This window comes from Pseudomonas kribbensis, assembly GCF_003352185.1.
Lineage (GTDB): Bacteria > Pseudomonadota > Gammaproteobacteria > Pseudomonadales > Pseudomonadaceae > Aquipseudomonas > Aquipseudomonas kribbensis.
In genome coordinates this window covers 3,436,157-3,453,962 of the sequence record NZ_CP029608.1, presented here as the reverse complement: position 1 = coordinate 3,453,962, position 17,806 = coordinate 3,436,157, and the positions used below count along the sequence as shown (strand labels likewise).

General features: G+C 62.1%; 14 protein-coding genes and 2 riboswitches. Of the genes, 9 read left to right on the top strand and 5 right to left on the bottom strand.

The window, feature by feature from the left end:
• Positions 1–17: 17 nt before the first annotated feature.
• From DLD99_RS15705 to nfuA, 3 genes are all read left to right on the top strand, one after another.
• Positions 18–2,312 (top strand): fatty acid cis/trans isomerase, encoded by a 2,295-nt coding sequence (locus DLD99_RS15705; RefSeq protein WP_114883455.1) that lies wholly within the window; start codon positions 18–20, stop codon positions 2,310–2,312.
• Positions 2,313–2,371: 59 nt separating this feature from the next.
• Positions 2,372–3,373, top strand: coding sequence for an acyltransferase family protein (locus DLD99_RS15700; protein WP_114883453.1), 1,002 nt, complete (start codon positions 2,372–2,374; stop codon positions 3,371–3,373).
• Positions 3,374–3,463: 90 nt separating this feature from the next.
• Positions 3,464–4,048 (top strand): Fe-S biogenesis protein NfuA, encoded by a 585-nt coding sequence (gene nfuA, locus DLD99_RS15695; RefSeq protein WP_007959519.1) that lies wholly within the window; start codon positions 3,464–3,466, stop codon positions 4,046–4,048.
• A gap of 47 nt (positions 4,049–4,095) precedes the next feature.
• Here nfuA and cobM read toward each other — a convergent pair whose 3' ends face one another.
• The 4 genes from cobM to DLD99_RS15675 all read right to left on the bottom strand — a co-directional run bounded on the left by cobM (position 4,096) and on the right by DLD99_RS15675 (position 6,254).
• Positions 4,096–4,842 carry a precorrin-4 C(11)-methyltransferase gene (gene cobM, locus DLD99_RS15690; RefSeq protein WP_114883451.1) on the bottom strand — a complete coding sequence of 249 codons (747 nt, stop codon included), beginning with the start codon at positions 4,840–4,842 and terminating at the stop codon, positions 4,096–4,098.
• A gap of 91 nt (positions 4,843–4,933) precedes the next feature.
• The gene (locus DLD99_RS15685; protein WP_114883449.1) at positions 4,934–5,347 is read right to left on the bottom strand and encodes a cobalamin biosynthesis protein; all 414 of its coding nucleotides are present in this window, start codon (positions 5,345–5,347) and stop codon (positions 4,934–4,936) included.
• On the bottom strand, positions 5,344–6,045 hold the full coding sequence (locus tag DLD99_RS15680; protein ID WP_114883447.1) for a CbtA family protein: 702 nt from the start codon (positions 6,043–6,045) through the stop codon (positions 5,344–5,346). Before DLD99_RS15680 ends, DLD99_RS15685 begins: the two co-directional genes overlap by 4 nt.
• An 11-nt stretch (positions 6,046–6,056) precedes the next feature.
• Complete coding sequence (locus tag DLD99_RS15675) at positions 6,057–6,254, bottom strand: CbtB domain-containing protein (protein ID WP_016983301.1); 198 nt, start codon at positions 6,252–6,254, stop codon at positions 6,057–6,059.
• A gap of 121 nt (positions 6,255–6,375) precedes the next feature.
• Positions 6,376–6,595, bottom strand: a riboswitch (cobalamin riboswitch).
• Positions 6,596–7,297: 702 nt separating this feature from the next.
• A riboswitch (cobalamin riboswitch) is annotated at positions 7,298–7,507 on the top strand.
• A 99-nt stretch (positions 7,508–7,606) separates the two neighbouring features.
• Here DLD99_RS15675 and cobW point away from each other — a divergent pair.
• From cobW to DLD99_RS15650, 5 genes are read left to right on the top strand one after another with little or no spacing between them, the layout of a single operon-like run.
• Positions 7,607–8,680: a cobalamin biosynthesis protein CobW gene (cobW, locus tag DLD99_RS15670; RefSeq protein ID WP_114883445.1), complete on the top strand. Its 1,074-nt coding sequence runs from the start codon at positions 7,607–7,609 to the stop codon at positions 8,678–8,680.
• Positions 8,681–8,683: 3 nt separating this feature from the next.
• Positions 8,684–12,532, top strand: coding sequence for a cobaltochelatase subunit CobN (gene cobN / locus DLD99_RS15665; RefSeq protein ID WP_114883443.1), 3,849 nt, complete (start codon positions 8,684–8,686; stop codon positions 12,530–12,532).
• Positions 12,533–12,534: 2 nt separating this feature from the next.
• On the top strand, positions 12,535–13,536 hold the full coding sequence (locus DLD99_RS15660) for a magnesium chelatase ATPase subunit I (protein ID WP_114883441.1): 1,002 nt from the start codon (positions 12,535–12,537) through the stop codon (positions 13,534–13,536).
• Between the two features lie 20 nt (positions 13,537–13,556).
• The gene (locus tag DLD99_RS15655) at positions 13,557–14,201 is read left to right on the top strand and encodes a vWA domain-containing protein (protein WP_114883440.1); all 645 of its coding nucleotides are present in this window, start codon (positions 13,557–13,559) and stop codon (positions 14,199–14,201) included.
• Positions 14,202–14,241: 40 nt separating this feature from the next.
• Positions 14,242–15,885, top strand: coding sequence for a phospholipase D-like domain-containing protein (locus DLD99_RS15650; protein WP_114883438.1), 1,644 nt, complete (start codon positions 14,242–14,244; stop codon positions 15,883–15,885).
• Between the two features lie 3 nt (positions 15,886–15,888).
• Here DLD99_RS15650 and DLD99_RS15645 read toward each other — a convergent pair whose 3' ends face one another.
• Positions 15,889–17,112 carry an NADH:flavin oxidoreductase/NADH oxidase family protein gene (locus DLD99_RS15645; RefSeq protein ID WP_114883436.1) on the bottom strand — a complete coding sequence of 408 codons (1,224 nt, stop codon included), beginning with the start codon at positions 17,110–17,112 and terminating at the stop codon, positions 15,889–15,891.
• 79 nt (positions 17,113–17,191) lie between these two features.
• Between DLD99_RS15645 and DLD99_RS15640 the strand changes: the two genes are divergently transcribed.
• On the top strand, positions 17,192–17,602 hold the full coding sequence (locus tag DLD99_RS15640; RefSeq protein ID WP_085710079.1) for a MerR family transcriptional regulator: 411 nt from the start codon (positions 17,192–17,194) through the stop codon (positions 17,600–17,602).
• The last annotated feature ends 204 nt before the right edge of the window (positions 17,603–17,806 follow it).

The following is a 17,806-nucleotide window of genomic DNA, read 5'->3' as shown; positions in this document are numbered from 1 at the left end:
GGATCAGGATCAGGGATATGTCGTACCGCGTCGTCAGCATGGTGTTGCTGTTTTTGAGCTTTGGCGCGGCGGCGCAAAGTCCTGCGATCTCGCCTTCGATTTCTTACACCCGCGACATCCAGCCGATCTTCACCGAGAAGTGCGTGGCCTGCCATGCGTGTTACGACTCTGCCTGTCAGCTGAACCTGGGCAGCGGTGAAGGCGCGGCCCGTGGCGCGAGCAAGATGCCGGTCTACGATGGCGAGCGCACCCAGGCGGCGCCGACCACGCGGCTGTTCTACGACGCTTTTGGCAAACGTGCCTGGCAGCAGAAAGACTTCTATTCGGTACTCGACTCCCAGGGCAGCCAGGCCGCACTGATGGCGCGCATGCTGGAGCTGGGGCACAAAACGCCGCTGACACCCAACGCCAAACTGCCGGAAGACATCGTGTTGGGCCTGCAGCGGGAAAACATGTGCGCGATGCCCGCCGAGTTCGACGGCTATGCCGGCGCCCACCCGAAAGAGGGCATGCCGCTGGCGGTCACCGGCCTGACCGATCAGCAATACCAGACATTGCAGCGCTGGCTGGCGTCCGGCGCGCCGATCGATGAGCAAGGCCTGGCGCCGAGTGCCAAGGAAGCGCTGCAGATCGTGCAGTGGGAAAACCTGCTCAACCAGCCGGGTGCGCGGGAAAGCCTGGTCGGGCGCTGGCTGTTCGAGCACTGGTTCCTGGCGCACATCTACTTCAAGGACGGCGAGCCGGGGCATTTCTTCCAGTGGGTGCGTTCGCGCACGCCGACCGGCCAGCCGATCGATCTGATCGCGACCCGCCGTCCCAATGATGATCCGGGCACCCAGGTCTATTACCGTCTGTGGCCGGTGCAGGGCGTGATCGTGCACAAGACCCACATCACCTATCCGCTGAGCGCCGCGAAGATGGCGCGGGTCAAGAGCCTGTTCTACAACGGCAACTGGCAGGTGCATGCATTGCCGGGCTACGGGCCGCAGAGCCGGGCCAATCCGTTCGCCACCTTCGAGGCGATTCCGGCGCAGGCGCGGTATCAGTTCATGCTCGATAACGCCGAATACTTCGTGCGTACCTTCATTCGCGGCCCGGTGTGCCGTGGGCAGATCGCGACCGACGTGATCCGTGACAACTTCTGGGCGCTGTTCCAGGCGCCTGAACATGACCTGTACATCACCGACCCGAACTATCGCGGCCAGGCCACGCCGTTGCTGGCCATGCCGGGGCAGAACGACGATGTCGGCAGTGTCCTGAGCCTGTGGCACGACTACCGCAACAAGCGCAACAAGTACGAAGCCCTGCGCCGGGATAGCTACGCCGACCAACCGGCACCGAGCTGGTCGACCCTGTGGGCGGGCAACGACAATGCGCTGTTGAGCATCTTCCGTCACTTCGACAGCGCCTCGGTGACCAAAGGCCTGATAGGTGAAGTGCCGCAGACCATGTGGCTGTTCGACTATCCGCTGCTGGAACGCACCTATTACCAGTTGGCGGTCAACTTCGACGTGTTCGGCAACGTCTCCCATCAGGCGCAGACCCGCCTGTACTTCGACCTGATCCGCAACGGCGCCGAACAGAACTTCCTGCGTCTGATGCCGGCCGACTCCCGTGAGGATTACCTCGACGATTGGTACCAGAGCAGCGGCCAGTTCAAGATGTGGCTGGATTACGAATCCATCGACGACGACAAGCCGACCGCGCTGAAACTCGACGAAAAAGACCCGAAACACGACTTCGCCATGCAGTTGCTAGCCCGTTACGGCGACCTCAACGCACGGCCCGATCCGATCAACCGCTGCGTGGATGCCTACTGCTCGCGGCCGAACATCGACCCGGCGCTGCAAAATGCCGAACAGGCCCTGAGCCGCCTGACGGCGCGTCCTGCAGCCGGTCTGAAGGTCATCGATCAGTTGCCGGAAGCGACCATGCTGCGCATCGAAACCCGCAGCGGCAAACGCGAGGTCTACAGCCTGCTGCGCAACCGCGCCCACAGCAACGTGGCGTTCCTGCTCGGTGAATCGTTGCGCTACCAGCCGGGGCTCGACACCCTGACCATTTATCCGGGCGTGCTCAGCAGTTATCCGAATTTCATGTTCAACATCCCGGCGGATCAGGTGCCGGCGTTTGTCGATGCCATGGAAAGCGCCAAGGATGCGCCGCAGTTCGAGAAGATCGTCGAACGTTGGGGCATCCGCCGCAGCCATCCGCAGTTCTGGTTCTATTTCCACGATCTGAGCCAGTACATCCACGAAACCGATCCGGTGGAAGAGGGCGTGCTGGACATGAACCGGTACGAGAATCTTTGATCGTTTGAACGATGGCCGCTGTCCCAATCCTGTGGAGTACGGGATCGGGAGCGCCATCGATGTTGATTTCAGTGCAGGCCCTGCGAGCGCTCGCCGCGTGGGCAGTGGTCTGCCATCACTTCATGCAGATTTTCTTCGACTTCGAGGCGCGCGGGCCGATAGGGCAGCTGTTCATCGACAAGGGCGCGGTGGGCGTCGATATCTTTTTCGTGATCAGCGGGCTGGTGATTTTCCTGTCCACCGAAGGCAAGGCGCTGCCGCCGGCGCGGTTTCTGCTGTATCGGCTGTTTCGGATTGTTCCGGCGTATTGGCTCTACACCGTGCTGATGGCGTTGCTGGTGGTGTTTGCCCGGCCGCTGCTGCCGGATCAGACGGTGGACTGGCGTCATTTGTTGCTGTCGTTGCTGTTTATCCCGAGCGAAAACCCCGGCGGTTACGGGATCTATCCGACCCTGAATGTCGGCTGGACGCTGAATTACGAAATGCTGTTCTACGTGTTGTTCGCCTGGGCGCTGCTGTTTCGGCTGCAAGTGCGCTTGCTGGTGGTCGCGGCGCTGCTGTTTGCGGTGTGCCAGGCCTGGACCGGGTTTGGCTGGGTCAGCGAGTTTTATCGCTCGGACATCGTTTACGAATTCCTGCTGGGGATCGGCATTGGCATGCTCTATCGTCGCGGATGGATCGCCCCGGCGCTTTGGTTGCCGCTGCTGGGGATCGGTGCGGCGTTGCTGGCGATCTATCACCTGCCGCCGCAACCCCGATTGATGAATTGGGGCGTGCCCGGCGCGGTGCTGGTCATGGGATGCATGGCGCTGGAGCGTTATGTCGAACGCAACAGGCTGCTCAAGCTGCTGGGCGACTGTTCGTACTCGGTGTATCTGATGCATGTGCTGGTGCTGTCGGCCGGCGCTTTTCTGGCCCGACGCTACGGGATCAACCCGTATTTGATGTTTTTTGCCTGTGCGCTAGCCATCGGTATCGGTTCGTGGCTGAGCTACGAATGGATAGAAAAGCGCAGCTATCAGTGGCTTAAAGCGCGGATTGACGGAGAACCTGGCGCTTAGCCGATTTGCGAACTATTCCTACGTAAATACTAGGACTTTGTGCCGCGCGCCGATTGGCGTAAACTCCGCCCAAGCCTGCGAGGAGTTTCCATGACCGCTATTACCATTACCGACGCCGCCCATGATTACCTGGCCGATCTGCTGTCCAAGCAGAACACCCCGGGTATCGGCATCCGCGTCTTCATCACCCAGCCTGGCACCCAGTACGCCGAAACCTGCATTGCCTACTGCAAGCCGGGCGAAGAGAAACCTGAAGATACCGCGCTGGGGCTGAAAAGCTTCACTGCCTATATCGACTCGTTCAGTGAAGCGTTCCTCGACGATGCCGTCGTCGACTACGCCACCGACCGCATGGGCGGCCAGCTGACCATCAAGGCACCAAACGCCAAGGTTCCGATGGTCAACGCCGACAGCCCGATCAACGAGCGCATCAACTATTACCTGCAAACCGAAATCAACCCGGGGCTGGCCAGCCACGGCGGTCAGGTCAGCCTGATCGATGTGGTTGAAGACGGCATTGCCGTGCTGCAGTTCGGCGGCGGTTGCCAGGGCTGCGGCCAGGCGGACGTAACCTTGAAGGAAGGCATCGAGCGCACCTTGCTCGAACGCATTCCGGAGCTCAAGGGCGTTCGCGACGTGACCGACCACACGCAGAAAGAAAACGCCTACTACTAAGGCGTTCGCTGCGGCATGAAAAACGGCGCCCCGTGAGCGCCGTTTTTTTATGGTCGATACAAATGTGCGTGCCCCGCGCGATACAGCGACGACTCACTGAAATGATCGCTGCCCAACACCCGCCCGACCAGAATCAACGCCGTACGCCGAAAGCCTTTGGCCGCCACCTTCTCGGCAATATCCTCCAGCGTTCCGACGACCCAGTCCTGATCCGGCCACGTCGCCCGGTGAATCACTGCAATCGGGCAATCCGCACCGTAGTGTGGCAGCAACTCGGCGAGGATCTTCTCCAGATGATTGACCCCCAGATGAATCGCCATGGTCGCCCCGTGCTGCGCCAGGTTGCCCAGTTCTTCCCCGACAGGCATCGCCGTCTTGTCTGCATAACGAGTCAGGATCACGCTTTGCGAGATGTCCGGCAACGTGAGTTCGGCGCCCAATAGCGCCGCGCAGGCGGCGGTGGCGGTGACACCGGGGATGATTTCGAACGGGATTTGCAGCTCGCGCAGATAACGAATCTGCTCGCCGATGGCGCCATACAGGCTCGGATCGCCCGAATGCACTCGTGCCACATCCTGGCCCTTGGCGTGGGCGGTCTTGATCAGGTCGATGATCTGTTCCAGATGCAATTCGGCGCTGTTGACCACGGTTTCTGCCGCATGACCTTCCAGTACCGCCGCCGGTACCAGCGAACCTGCATAGATGATCACAGGGCAACTGCGGATCAGCCGCTGGCCTTTGACAGTGATCAATTCCGGGTCGCCGGGGCCGGCGCCGATGAAGTAAACGGTCATCGTTGGATCCTGTGAAAGTAGGGCGGATCGAGGCTTCAAGAGCACTTCAGATGAACAATGCTCATGATCGAAAGCGGGGATTATCGGGAATTTACGCCGCGCCGGCCAATGCCAGGGTTGCCTGAGCGTACTTCTGCCGGGAAATCAGCAGTTTTGCCGGGGCCCGAATCAGCTGTTCGGCCAGCGCCAAAGCAGCGCTTTCCGCCACGCCGTAGCAACCGGTGCGTTCGAAGGCGATTTGTGAATGGTGACTCAGTCGTTGCTGATAACTGGCCAATTCCTCGCTGCTGAAGTACAGCAACGGCAACGCCAGTTGTGCCGCCAGTTCCTGCAGGCCGGGTTCGTCGCGTTTCAGGTCGATGCTGGCCAAAGCCTTGACCGCTTCGAGTTCGATACGGTGGGCTTGCAAGGCCTGGTCGAGCAAGGCGCGCAGCGTACTGGCCGGGCAGCCGCGCTGGCAGCCCAGGCCGACCACGAAGGTCGGCGCTGCGCTGTCATCGGTCATGCGTGGTATTGACCATCGCCTTTGCGGCGGAACAACCAGGCGCTGATCAGGCCCAGGGCCAGCCAGAACGCCACGTTGGTCAGCTGCGAAGCGATTTTGAATTGAGCTTCCAGTGCTTCCGGGGCGAGCATCGAGTGCACTTCCGGCTGCGGGGCGCCGATCACGTGCGGCACGGCAAGAATCGCCACACCAAGGATCTTCAGCAGCCAGTTGCCACCAAACGCGATCAGCGCCAGGCCGACAGCGGTCGAAGCAGCAGTGCCGATCCACCACATCTGTCGCGACGCCAGATCAGCGGCGGCAGTGCCCGGCAGCTCGGGCGGCAAGCCCATGGTCGGTGCAAGCACGAACGTCGCGTAACCCGCCAGACCCCAGAGCAGGCCTTGCGAGGTTTTGGTCGGCGCACGCAGGGTGTAAAGACCCGCCAGCATCAGGGCGAAACCTACGGCTACCACCAGGTTGCCGCCCGTGGTGGAGACCACGCGCTGCCAGCCGTTTTCCGGCTCCCAGGCTTCGGCATCGTGGGTGTGGGCGGCCGTGCCGGCGGCGTGTTCGTGAACTTCGGCCACCGGCTCGGCCTTCTCGTAGGTTTCTGCCTGGAGAATCAGCGGCGAAACCCAGAAGCTTTGCAGCAAGGTCAGCAGCAGGGCGGCCAGAAGGCCGGTGAAACCTGCAGTCTGCGCAATACGCTTGATCATGTCGTCAGATCTCAATGGCACGGGAACGCGGCGCTGTGGCGGGTATCGTGCGCGGCGTTGTGCACCGCTTCGATGTGCGAGAAACCGGCGAAGTAGACCAGGCTGGCGCCCAGGATCGACGCGAAGATCGCAGCGGTCAGGCGTTGGCTCAGGGTGGTGGTGCTGGAGATTTTGTCCGTGTTGCTGCCGGTGCTGCTGATGATCGACATGGCGCTTCCCTCTGGAGTGTCAGCGGGTGAATGGAGCGCATGAAAACCCCTGCGAGCGGGCACGCAGAGGTTCGAACAGCGCCCGCCCACCGCGGGTTTGTTATGTTCAGTGACGCAAGATGCGTACTGTGTGTTGCGGGCCGGTCTCCGGGCTCACGAGGGGTGGCTGTCTGCCGACCTGCAAGCGTCACCTTCCCATGCCCGTGGGCACAGTGGATCTGACGCTCTCTCGCTTACCGTTGCGGGGGCAGCACCGGACTGACATGGCTTTAGAGTAAAGCACATGATTCACCGGTTTCCCGTTTCACCCTTTGCAGGGCACCCGTAACAAGTTGTGTAGGAGACCATGGGCGGGGGATTTGAGTCAATTGGGATTGGGGGCAGATCCGTTGCTGCGGTTATGGCTGCTTAGGGTTCCGCCCTTACGGCGGGTCACTTTTGGCAAACGCCCCAAAAGTAACCAAAAGGTCTCTACCCCGACGTACGGCCCCTCGCTGAGGCTCGGGGTTCCTTCGCTCCGGGATCGATCCGGGGGGCATCGCCTACGGTTTGCTTCGCTGCACCTCCTCTCGATGTGTTTGGCTTCGCCAAACGGTCGCTGCGCTCCCACCCCGAATCAATCCCTCCACTCAGCCTGCCGACGGGCCCTGCGATCAAAAGCGGTACTCGAGCTAACGCTCATCGTGGTGAGGGGGGGCTGGCTTTGGCTTTGGCTTTGGCTTTTGATTTTTTGCCCCTTCGGCAGGCCGAGCGGAGGTGTCCATCAGGGGGTAGGCGCGCGGCGCCGTGCGGCGAAGCCGCATACATCGAGAGGAGGTGCAGCGAAGCAAACCGTAGGCGATGCCCCCTGATGGACACCGTAGCGAGGGAACACTGAGCCTAAGCGAAGTGCCGTACGCCGGGGCAAAAGCCTTTTGGTTCCTTTTTGGCGTTTGAAAAAGGGACTCGCTGTAAGAGCGAAACCGCCAGCGGCAGCACCCGAAGCAACGGATATGCTCTCGTTCCCAAACTCCACGAACCATTGACCCATCCCCACACCCTGCGTAGCCTTGCGCTTTCGAGGTTCTTCGGCCCACGCCGAAGCTAAGAAGGGAACGCGGTCCAAGCCGCGGCTGCCCCCGCAACTGTGAACGGTGCTGTTCGCTGCCACGCCACTGCCAGCTCAATCCAGAGCCAGCGGGAAGGCGCAGCGAATACCGGGCCAAGGCCCGAACACCGTCAGCCAGGAGACCTGCCTCGTCACAGATTCTCACTTTCAACCGGGCGGGGTGATCCGGTGGCGAACTCTCCAGGCACGCACCCGCGTTGCCGGTCTCGTCCCGTATGCCCGCCACCTTGCCAAAGGGCATCCGATGAAAACACTGGCCAAACTCCCCGTCACCATCGTCACCGGCTTCCTCGGCTCGGGCAAAACCACCTTGCTGCGGCACATGCTCGACAATGCCCAGGGCCGCCGCATCGCGGTGATCGTCAATGAGTTTGGCGAACTGGGCATCGACGGTGAAATCCTCAAGCAGTGCACCATCGGCTGCACCGAAGAAGAAGCCACCGGCCGCGTCTACGAACTGGCCAACGGCTGCCTGTGCTGCACCGTTCAGGAAGAGTTCTTCCCGGTGATGCGCGAACTGGTGGCCCGTCGCGGCGACCTCGACCACATCCTGATCGAAACCTCGGGCCTGGCCCTGCCGAAACCACTGGTGCAAGCCTTCCAGTGGCCGGAAATCCGCAGCGCCTGCACCGTGGACGCCGTGATCACCGTGGTCGACAGCCCGGCCGTGGCTGCCGGCACCTTCGCCGCGTTCCCGGATCAGGTCGACGCCCAGCGCAAACTCGACCCGAACCTGGACCACGAATCGCCGCTGCACGAACTGTTCGCCGACCAACTGGCCAGCGCCGATCTGGTGATCCTCAACAAGGCCGACCAGACCAGCCCTGAAGACCTCGCTCGCGTACGCCTGGAAGTCGCCGAAGAGCTGCCGCCAGCAGTAAAAATCATCGAAGCCAGCAACGGCCGCCTGCCGCTGGACGTGCTGATCGGCCTCGGTGCCGGTTCCGAAGAACACATCGACAGCCGCCACAGCCATCACGATCACCACCACGGTGAAGGCGATGACGATCACGACGACCACGATCACGACGCCTTCGACTCGATCTCCATCGAACTGCCGCAAGCCGACGAAAGCCTGCTGCTCGATGCACTGACGCAACTGGTGGTTCAGCACGGCATTCTGCGGGTCAAAGGCTTCGCGGCGATCCCGAACAAGCCGATGCGTCTGCTGATCCAGGGCGTGGGCACGCGTTTCGACAAGCACTTCGACCGTCAGTGGGGCGCCGATGAAGCGCGTATCACCCGTCTGGTATTGATCGGCCAGGAACTGGACGCGGCCAAGCTCGAAGCGCAACTGCGCGCCGCGCTCAGCGTTTAAGCCATGCACCTGCTCAGGACCCAGCCCGGCGGTTTCGTGTCGGATGACAACATTGCCGACCTTGGACAAACCCCCGCCGAGCTGGTGATTCTGTGCAGCGGCGACTCCAGCCTTGCACTGCTCGCCGAAGCGGCGCAGCAACTGCCCGACGATTACCCGAGCGTGCGGCTGGCCAACCCGATGCAGGTGCAGAACCATGCGTCGGTCGACCTGTACGTTGATGAAGTGCTGCGTCATGCCAAGGTCATTCTGATTTCGTTGCATGGCGGCATCGCTTATTGGCGCTATGGTGTCGAGCGGTTGGTCGAATTGTCCGAGCGTGGCGTACAGGTGATTCTGGTGCCGGGCGATGATCGGCCCGACCCGGAGCTCAGCGACTTGAGCACCGTAGGCGCCGAAGATCGCGACCGGCTCTGGCAGTTTCTGCGTCAGGGCGGCATGGGCAATGCGCTGGATTTCTTCCGCTGTCTGGCCAACCGCTGGCTGGCGCGGGATTACGTGTGGGGCGAGCCGCAAACGCTGCCGCGCACGGCGATTTACCACCCGAACAAAAACACCGCCGCACTGAGCGACTGGCAAGCCGATTGGCTGCCCGGTCAACCGGTGGCGGCGGTGTTGTTTTATCGCTCGCATTTGCAAGCGGCCAACACGGCGTTTATCGACGTGTTCTGCCAACGGTTGCAGGCTGCCGGACTCAATCCGCTGCCGATGGCCGTGGCCAGTCTGAAAGAGCCCGGCTGCCTGTCGGTGGTCGAGGACTGGCTGGATGAAGTCGAAGCGTCGGTGATTGTGAACACCACCGGTTTCGCCCAGTCCAGCCCGGAAGCGCCGCATCTGCGGCCGTTCCGTCGCAACATTCCGGTGATCCAGGCGATCTGCGCCCAGGACAACGAGCCCGGATGGCGCGACAGCGAGCAGGGCCTCGGCCCTCGGGATCTGGCGATGCACATTGCCTTGCCGGAGCTGGACGGTCGGATCATCAGTCGGCCGATCAGCTTCAAGGATCTGGCCTGGCGCAGCGAGCGCAGTCAGTCCGACGTGGTGTGTTATCGAGCGCAGCCGGAGCGCATGGATTTTGTGGCCGAACTGGCGCGACGCTGGGTCGATCTGGCGCGGGTGCCGAACGCTGAAAAACGTATCGCGCTGATTCTCGCCAACTACCCGACCCGCGACGGGCGCATCGGTAACGGCGTAGGCCTCGACACGCCGACCGCTGCGCTGAACATCCTGCGGGCGTTGCAGGCTGAGGGTTATCCGCTACCTGCTGAATTGCCTGACAGCGGCACCGAACTGATCCGGCAACTGCTCGGCGGCGTCAGCAACGACCTCGACACCCTCGACCAGCGCCCGTGCCAGCAAAGCCTGGCGATGAACGATTACCTGACGATGTTCAACGCACTGCCCGAAGCCAATCGCACGGCGGTGCTGGAGCGTTGGGGTTCGCCGCACAACGATCCGATGTGCCGTGACGGGCGAATGATGATCGCCGGTCTGCGGTTTGGCCTGACCTTCGTCGGTATTCAACCGGCGCGGGGGTATCAGGTCGATCCGAGCGCGGTGTATCACGACCCCGATCTGGTGCCGCCGCACGCGTATCTCGCGTTCTATTTCTGGCTGCGCCAGACCTACGGCGCCCAAGGCGTGATTCATGTCGGCAAGCACGGCAACCTCGAATGGCTGCCAGGCAAAGGGGTGGGCCTGTCGGAGAATTGCTGGCCGGATGCATTGCTCGGGCCGCTGCCGAACATTTATCCGTTTATCGTCAACGACCCGGGCGAGGGCGCCCAGGCCAAGCGTCGCACTCAGGCGGTGATCATTGACCACTTGATGCCGCCGCTGACCCGCGCCGAAACCTATGGTCCGCTGCGCAATCTGGAACTGTTGGCCGACGAATATTACGAAGCGCAATTGCTCGACCCGCGCCGCGCCCGTGAATTGCAGCGCGACATTCTGCAACTGGTGCGTGACACGCAGATCGATCGCGAACTGCAACTCGACGAAGGCCTCGACAGCGATGCCGATGCGGCGATCTGGTTGCCGCGTCTGGACACCTATCTGTGTGATCTGAAGGAATCGCAGATTCGCGATGGTCTGCACATCTTCGGTGAGTCGCCGACCGGGCATTTGCGCATCGACACCTTGCTGGCGTTGCTGCGGATTCCGCGTGGCGATGGCAAAGGTGCGCAATCGAGCCTGTTGCGGGCGCTGGCCAAGGCGTTTCAGTTGGGGTTCGATCCGCTGGATTGCACTTTGGCCGAGCCCTGGACTGGCCCGCGTCCGATGGAGCTGCAATCGCTGAGCGATGAGGTCTGGCGCACGGCCGGGGATACCCGCGAACGCCTTGAGCTGTTCGCAACGCAGTTGATCACGCACGCTGTGAGCGATTCCTGTGGGAGCGAGCTTGCTCGCGAAGGCGTCTTGTCTGCCAACACTTCTGGGACTGACACTCCGCAATCGCGAGCAAGCTCGCTCCCACAGGATCCTCACTGGTCTGAAGTCGGCGTAATCATCGACCATCTTCGTGAAGTCGTTGCCCCACGCCTCGATGCCTGCGGCCCGGCCGAAATGCGCGGTCTGCTCGACGCGTTGAACGGCCGCTTCGTCCCGGCCGGCCCGAGCGGCGCACCGAGTCGCGGTCGCCTCGACGTGTTGCCCACCGGGCGCAATTTTTATTCGGTGGACGTGCGCAACCTGCCGACCACCACGGCCTGGCGTATCGGCTTCCAGTCGGCAACCCTGATTCTCGAGCGACACCTCCAGGATCACGGCGATCACTTGCGCCAGCTCGGCCTGTCGGTCTGGGGCACGGCGACCATGCGCACCGGCGGTGACGACATCGCCCAAGCCATGGCGCTGATGGGTGTGCGCCCGGTGTGGGCGACGGGCAGTCAGCGGGTCGACGATTTCGAGATTCTGCCGCTGAGCCTGCTCGACCGGCCTCGGGTGGATGTCACGCTGCGAGTCTCCGGATTTTTCCGTGATGCGTTCGCCAACCTGATCCGCCTGTTCGACGCCGCCGTACAAGCCGTGGCCGAACTGGACGAGCCGGACGATCTCAATCCACTGGCCGCCAAAGTACGTGCCGAACGCGAGGCCTTGCGCCAGTCGGGGCTGGACGAAGAGGCCGCGCGGCGTCAGGCCGGCTGGCGGATCTTCGGTGCCAAGCCCGGCGCTTATGGCGCGGGCGTGCAGGGCGCCATTGACGGTCGCCTGTGGCAAACCCGTGAGGATCTGGCCGAGGTCTACCTGAACTGGGGCGCCTATGCCTATGGCGGTTCCGACGAAGGCACCGCCGCCCGCGAGCAATTCGTCCAGCGCCTGAGCCAGGTGCAGGCCGTGCTGCAAAACCAGGACAACCGCGAGCATGACTTGCTCGATTCCAACGACTATTACCAGTTCCAGGGCGGCATGCTCGCCGCCGTGGAAAGCCTGCGCGGCGAGGCGGCGGCCAGTTATCACGGCGATCACAGCCAGCCGGATTTGCCGAAGATCCGCACCCTGAAAGAAGAGTTGAACCGGGTGATCCGTTCCCGGGCGGCGAATCCGAAATGGATCGACGGCGTCAAACGCCACGGCTATAAAGGCGCGTTCGAACTGGCGGCCACGGTCGATAACCTGTTTGCCTTCGACGCGACCACGCAGCTGATCGACGATCACCAGTACGCGTTGCTGGCCGACGCCTATCTGCTGGACCCGGCAACCCGCGACTTTGTGCGCGAGCATAATCCCCACGCACTGCGCGACATGACCGAGCGCATGCTCGAAGCGCAGCAGCGCGGGATGTGGCAGGAACCGGGTGCTTACAAAGAAGCACTCGAAAACTTGCTGCTGGATATAGAAGAAGAGAGCTGAACATGACCGACATCCCACATTTCCCGCTCTCCGCCGTGGTCGGCGCCGATGATCTGAAACTGGCGCTGTACCTGACCGCCATCGACCCGAAGATCGGCGGTGTGCTGATCGAAGGTCCGCGTGGCATGGCCAAGTCAACGCTGGCCCGGGGCCTGGCGGATCTGCTGGCCAGCGGTCAGTTCGTCACCTTGCCGTTGGGCGCCACCGAAGAGCGGCTGGTCGGCACTCTCGATCTGGATGCGGCACTCAGCGACGGCCGCGCACAATTTTCTCCCGGCGTACTGGCCAAGGCTGACGGCGGCGTGCTGTATGTCGATGAAGTGAATCTGTTGCCGGATCATCTGGTGGATCTGCTGCTTGATGTGGCCGCCAGCGGCACCAACCTGATTGAGCGCGACGGCATTTCCCATCGGCATTCGGCAAAGTTCGTACTGATCGGCACGATGAACCCGGAAGAGGGCGAGTTGCGTCCGCAACTGCTCGATCGCTTTGGTCTGAACGTCGCCTTGAGCGGTCACACGGCGCCGGTCGAGCGTGGGCAGATCATTCGTCGGCGACTGGATTTCGACAGTGATCCGCAGACCTTCTGCGCAAAGTGGGAAGCCGAGCAGCAAGCCCTGCGCGAGCGCTGTGAAAACGCCCGCAATGCCTTGGCGAACATTCCTCTCGACGATGAAGCACTGGCGCAGATCACTGAGCGTTGCTTTGCCGCTGGCGTCGATGGTTTGCGTGCTGATCTGGTCTGGTTGCGTGCTGCGCGGGCTCATGCGGCTTGGCGCGGTGCAGAAGCCATTGCCGAGCAGGACATCGATGCGGTCGCTGAATTTGCACTGCGTCATCGCCGTCGCGAGCAGTCCCCGTCCAATGCGCAGACTCCCGCGCAATCGCCGTCAGGCTCCCAGGCTGATCCGGCGCAAGGACAGGGGCAATGGGGTGAAATGCCGGCACCGTCCCTCGTCACCGGCGCGCGCCGCGAAGTGCCGGTCTGGCCAAAAAAGCCTTAGGCATTCGCCCCCGATCCGACGTGGGGGCGAATGCCAGACCCCGCGCCGGACGCCTGAACAATGGCCGGCAGGGCAAGCGTCACGCGGCTCGCAGTGGCTCGGTGAACTGGCCGGGAACATTGCTCAACGGTCGCCCGAAAGTGCGTGCTGACTTGCTGTTTCAACTGCGCACCCGCACACCTCATGAACTGTGGCTGGTGATTGTCGACGCTTCGGCCTCAACCCGTCGTCATCGAGCATTGAGCGATGCCAAGGGAGTACTCGCGCAACTGTTCGACGACGCTTACCGGCAACGGGCGCGACTCGCATTGCTGACTGCCAGTGGCGCAGCGCCGAAATGGCAGGTGCAGGGTTTGAAAGCTTCCAGCGGATTGCGAGCATGGCTCGATGAGTTGGGCGCGGGCGGCGGCACGCCATTGCTTGCGGCATTGAACGAGGCCGAGCACTGGCTGACGGTGCGCCGCAAACGATTCCCCGCCGAACAACAGCGCCTGCTGGTGCTCACCGATGGGCGTTTGAAAGAATGCTCGGGATTGCCGGCACTGGCCTGTCCGGGCCTGTTGATCGATATCGAGCGCGGGCCGATCCGGTTGGGCCGGGCCAGACAGTTGGCGACTGCCCTGGACGCGGATTACCGGCATATCGACGACCTGTTGTCTGTCTGAGGACTATGCTGCATCCAGCCCACATCACAAGGAGTGAATCATGCGCGTACTGGTTGCCAATCCTCAGGACGATTTTCGTGTAAAGGCTTACGCCGGCACCAACGGCGTGCTGCTGGCGATGGACCTCGCCGAACCCCGCCGCAAAGGCCTGCTGGGGTTTGCCATCGAGAAGCAGCAGGGCGACAAGCCGTGGCAGTTCCTGTTCAACAGCCTGACCTTTCCCGGCAAGGCTCACACCTTCCCGCAGTTTCACGCCACGCCGAGTGATATCGCACCGCTGCAGAAATTTCGCTGGGCCGATTACGCGGTCAATCCAGGGACGACCATGCATTACCGCGTACATCTTGCCTATGGCACGGCCGACGCGCCGGTGCTGGGGGAGTCGCTGGAGTTGAGCATTACTTCAGACGATGGTCACCCGGCCAATCAACGCGTGATCTTCAACCGCGCCGTGGCCGCCAGTCAGGCGTTCCAGCGCAAGTTTCCGGATCTCGACGCGCAGATCAGCGCCAACAAGAACATGCCCATCGAAGCCTGGCCCGATGCGGCACGGCAGTGGCTGGAGAACGGTCTGCTCGGACGCTTGCAGGGGTTCATCGAACGTGCGCCCGATGGCGAGTGGGCGCTGGACATCGCGATCTACGAGTATCAGTTGCAAGCCATTATCGACACGGTGAACGCGGCCTTTGATCGCGGTGTGCAGGTCCGGGTTTTGTATCACGCCAGGCCCGGTGACGAAGACACCACGATGAACGAGGCCAGCCTCGCCAAATTGCCGGAAGCCAACAAGCGCGGGCGTGTGACCCACGATATTTTCCATGACAAGTTCATCGTCCTCAGCCGTATCGCTGGCGGTGAGCGGCAGCCCCAGGCCGTGCTGTGCGGCAGTACCAATTTCACCGCCAACGGTGTGTATCGTCAGGCCAACGTCGTGCACGTTCTGGATGACACCGCTATCGCGGCCAGCTATCTGCAGACGTTCGAGCAGGTCTGGGCGACGCCGGCAGACGTCGGCGCCACCCGGGACTGGATCACCCAGCACAACCCGATGAACCCGACGCAACCGCTGTTTGCCGGGTTCTCGCCGCGCAGTGGTGGTGCCGATCTGCGCGAGTTCGTCGACATCATCAATGCGGCGAAGAAGGATGTGCTGTTCGTCACCGCGTTCACTTTGCCCGATGCCATTCTCAACGCGCTGCTCGGCCAGCCCCATGACGACATCCTGCGTTACGGCCTGCAGAACACCGCCAGTCGCATCACCGGATTCCACGCCGACCGCACGGCCGAGTTCGCTGCCACTGCGCTGCTCAACACCGGGCTGGAAGGCTGGCTGAAAGAGAACATGAAAGGCCAGAAGGGCAACCTGCTGGTGCACACCAAAGCCATCGTCACCGACTTCACCACTGACAGCCCGACGATTATCAGCGGCAGCCACAACCTCAGCGCCGCGGCCAGCAACGGCAACGACGAGAACTTCCTGATCATTCGCGGCGACACCGAACTGGCGGACCGTTATGGCCTGGAACTGCTGCGGTTCTACGAGCATTACCGCTTCCGCTATTTCGCGAAAAAACTGGCGCTGAAGCAGGTGCAACCGCTGGCGGCGGATGACAGCTGGACTAACGACTATTACGTCGAAGGGGATTTGCGTCAGCTGTCTCGCCTGCGGTTTGCCGGGCGCTAGCGCTTATACATCCATCGCCTGACGGTACTGCCGGGTGCGGCGACTGAGGTACAAGCGGTCGCGGATCAGCGCCCAGAGTGCCGACACTTCGGGATGTGGCTTGCGGCCGCGGCTCAGGCGCGCCATCTGGAAACGCACCACGGCCATGTTCGCCAGCGCGGCCAGCGGTTTGCGTTTCCAGCGGATCGGCGGCAATTGCGGCTCGCTGTGGCGGCCTTCGCGCCAGTGTCTGACCAGGCTCGGTTCGATGGCCAGCGCGGTGGCGATGCCGGCCATGTCGATGCCGCTGTCGAGTACCTGTTCGACGATGGGCAGGCGCCGGATACCGCCGGTGACCATCACCGGCATGCGGGCCACGCTGGCCAGTTCGCTGGCCATTTCCAGAAAAAATGCCTCACGGGCCAGGGTGCGTCCGTCACGGGCTTCGCCCTGCATGGCAGGGGCTTCGTAGCTGCCGCCGGACAGTTCCAGCAGGTCGATCGGCTGCTCGTTGAGCCATTCGATTACCTGACGAGCGTCGTCCGTGTCGAAACCGCCGCGCTGGAAGTCCGCGGAATTGAGTTTCACCGCCACGCAGAATTGTGGTGAAACGGCCTGACGCACAGCCTCGATCACCGAAAGCAGCAGGCGTGCACGATTTTCCAGTGAGCCGCCCCAGCGATCGGTACGGCGATTGGTCAGCGGCGAAAGGAACTGGCTGAGCAGATAGCCGTGAGCCGCGTGGATCTGGATGCCGGTGAATCCGGCTTTCTCGGCAAGCGCGGCACTCCTGGCGAAACGTTGAATGACATCTTCGATGTCGTCCTCGGTCATCGGCTTGGGCTCGGCGAACAGTTTCGAGAACGAACCCATTTCCAGTGCCACTGCTGACGGCGCCAGTGATTGCTGGCCCATGTTGGCGAAAGTCTGGCGGCCGGGGTGGTTGAGCTGCACCCAGACTTGCGCGCCGCCACTGCGGGCAATTTCGGCCCATTGGCGGAAACGCTCCAGATGCCGCTCGTCTTCCAGCACCACGCCACCAGGGCCGGTCATGGCGCGGCGGTCGATCATGACGTTACCGGTCAGCAGCAACCCGGCGCCGCCGTCGGCCCAGGCCTGATACAAGCGGAACAATTCGCGGGACGGTGCCTGGTCACGATCCGCGAGGTTTTCTTCCATGGCGGCTTTGGCGATACGGTTGCCGACGGTCTGACCGTTGGGCAGTTTCAAAATCTGGAAGGGCGACATTGCTTGACTCCTCATCAGTGATGGAGAGAGGCTAAGCTTAAAGTTAACTTTAATGTCAAGCAGGCAATTCGAGGCTGAAATGAAAATTGGTGAACTGGCGCAACAGAGCGGGCTGAGCGCTTCGAGCATTCGCTTCTACGAGGCTCAGGGCCTGATTCCGAAAGTGGAGCGCTTGGGTAATGGTTATCGGCGCTACCCGCCGCAAGTGCTGCAAACCCTGAACATCATCCGCAGTGCCCAGCAGGCCGGGTTTTCCCTGGAAGAACTCAAACAGTTGCTGCCAGCTGCCGGAACCGGCGAATTCAAGCATGAGGAACTGGTGGAGGGCCTGACGCGCAAGGTCGAGCAGATCGAAGTCATGCAACAGCATCTGGCTCAAAGCAAGGCGCGGTTGCTGGAGGTGATCGACAGCATTCAATCCAAGCCCGAAGGCATGAGCTGCGGTGCCAATGCCGAACGGGTCCTTGCCTCGATCTACCCGGAATCCTGACGCGACGGCGAAGGCGTACAGATTTTGAAATGATTTCCAGCTGTAGGAAAAGTCATCTGAGCCTGTACGCTTCAAGGCCTTTTTTCATTCAGGATTTGCATGAACACCCTCTCGGAGCCTCCCAGTTCTATTCAAAGAACCACGTTCCCCTCGCGCCACGGCGCGGTCTTGACGCACTCGCAGCATCCGGTTTTCCGACTCCCG

Excerpts from the sequence above, each read along its gene's own strand:
- DLD99_RS15705 (WP_114883455.1), top strand. The coding sequence starts at position 18 with ATGTCGTACCGCGTCGTCAGCATGGTGTTGCTGTTTTTGAGCTTTGGC.
- DLD99_RS15700 (WP_114883453.1), top strand. The coding sequence starts at position 2,372 with ATGTTGATTTCAGTGCAGGCCCTGCGAGCGCTCGCCGCGTGGGCAGTG.
- nfuA (WP_007959519.1), top strand. The coding sequence starts at position 3,464 with ATGACCGCTATTACCATTACCGACGCCGCCCATGATTACCTGGCCGAT.
- cobM (WP_114883451.1), bottom strand. The coding sequence starts at position 4,842 with ATGACCGTTTACTTCATCGGCGCCGGCCCCGGCGACCCGGAATTGATC.
- DLD99_RS15685 (WP_114883449.1), bottom strand. The coding sequence starts at position 5,347 with ATGACCGATGACAGCGCAGCGCCGACCTTCGTGGTCGGCCTGGGCTGC.
- DLD99_RS15680 (WP_114883447.1), bottom strand. The coding sequence starts at position 6,045 with ATGATCAAGCGTATTGCGCAGACTGCAGGTTTCACCGGCCTTCTGGCC.
- DLD99_RS15675 (WP_016983301.1), bottom strand. The coding sequence starts at position 6,254 with ATGTCGATCATCAGCAGCACCGGCAGCAACACGGACAAAATCTCCAGC.
- cobW (WP_114883445.1), top strand. The coding sequence starts at position 7,607 with ATGAAAACACTGGCCAAACTCCCCGTCACCATCGTCACCGGCTTCCTC.
- cobN (WP_114883443.1), top strand. The coding sequence starts at position 8,684 with ATGCACCTGCTCAGGACCCAGCCCGGCGGTTTCGTGTCGGATGACAAC.
- DLD99_RS15660 (WP_114883441.1), top strand. The coding sequence starts at position 12,535 with ATGACCGACATCCCACATTTCCCGCTCTCCGCCGTGGTCGGCGCCGAT.
- DLD99_RS15650 (WP_114883438.1), top strand. The coding sequence starts at position 14,242 with ATGCGCGTACTGGTTGCCAATCCTCAGGACGATTTTCGTGTAAAGGCT.
- DLD99_RS15645 (WP_114883436.1), bottom strand. The coding sequence starts at position 17,112 with ATGTCGCCCTTCCAGATTTTGAAACTGCCCAACGGTCAGACCGTCGGC.
- DLD99_RS15640 (WP_085710079.1), top strand. The coding sequence starts at position 17,192 with ATGAAAATTGGTGAACTGGCGCAACAGAGCGGGCTGAGCGCTTCGAGC.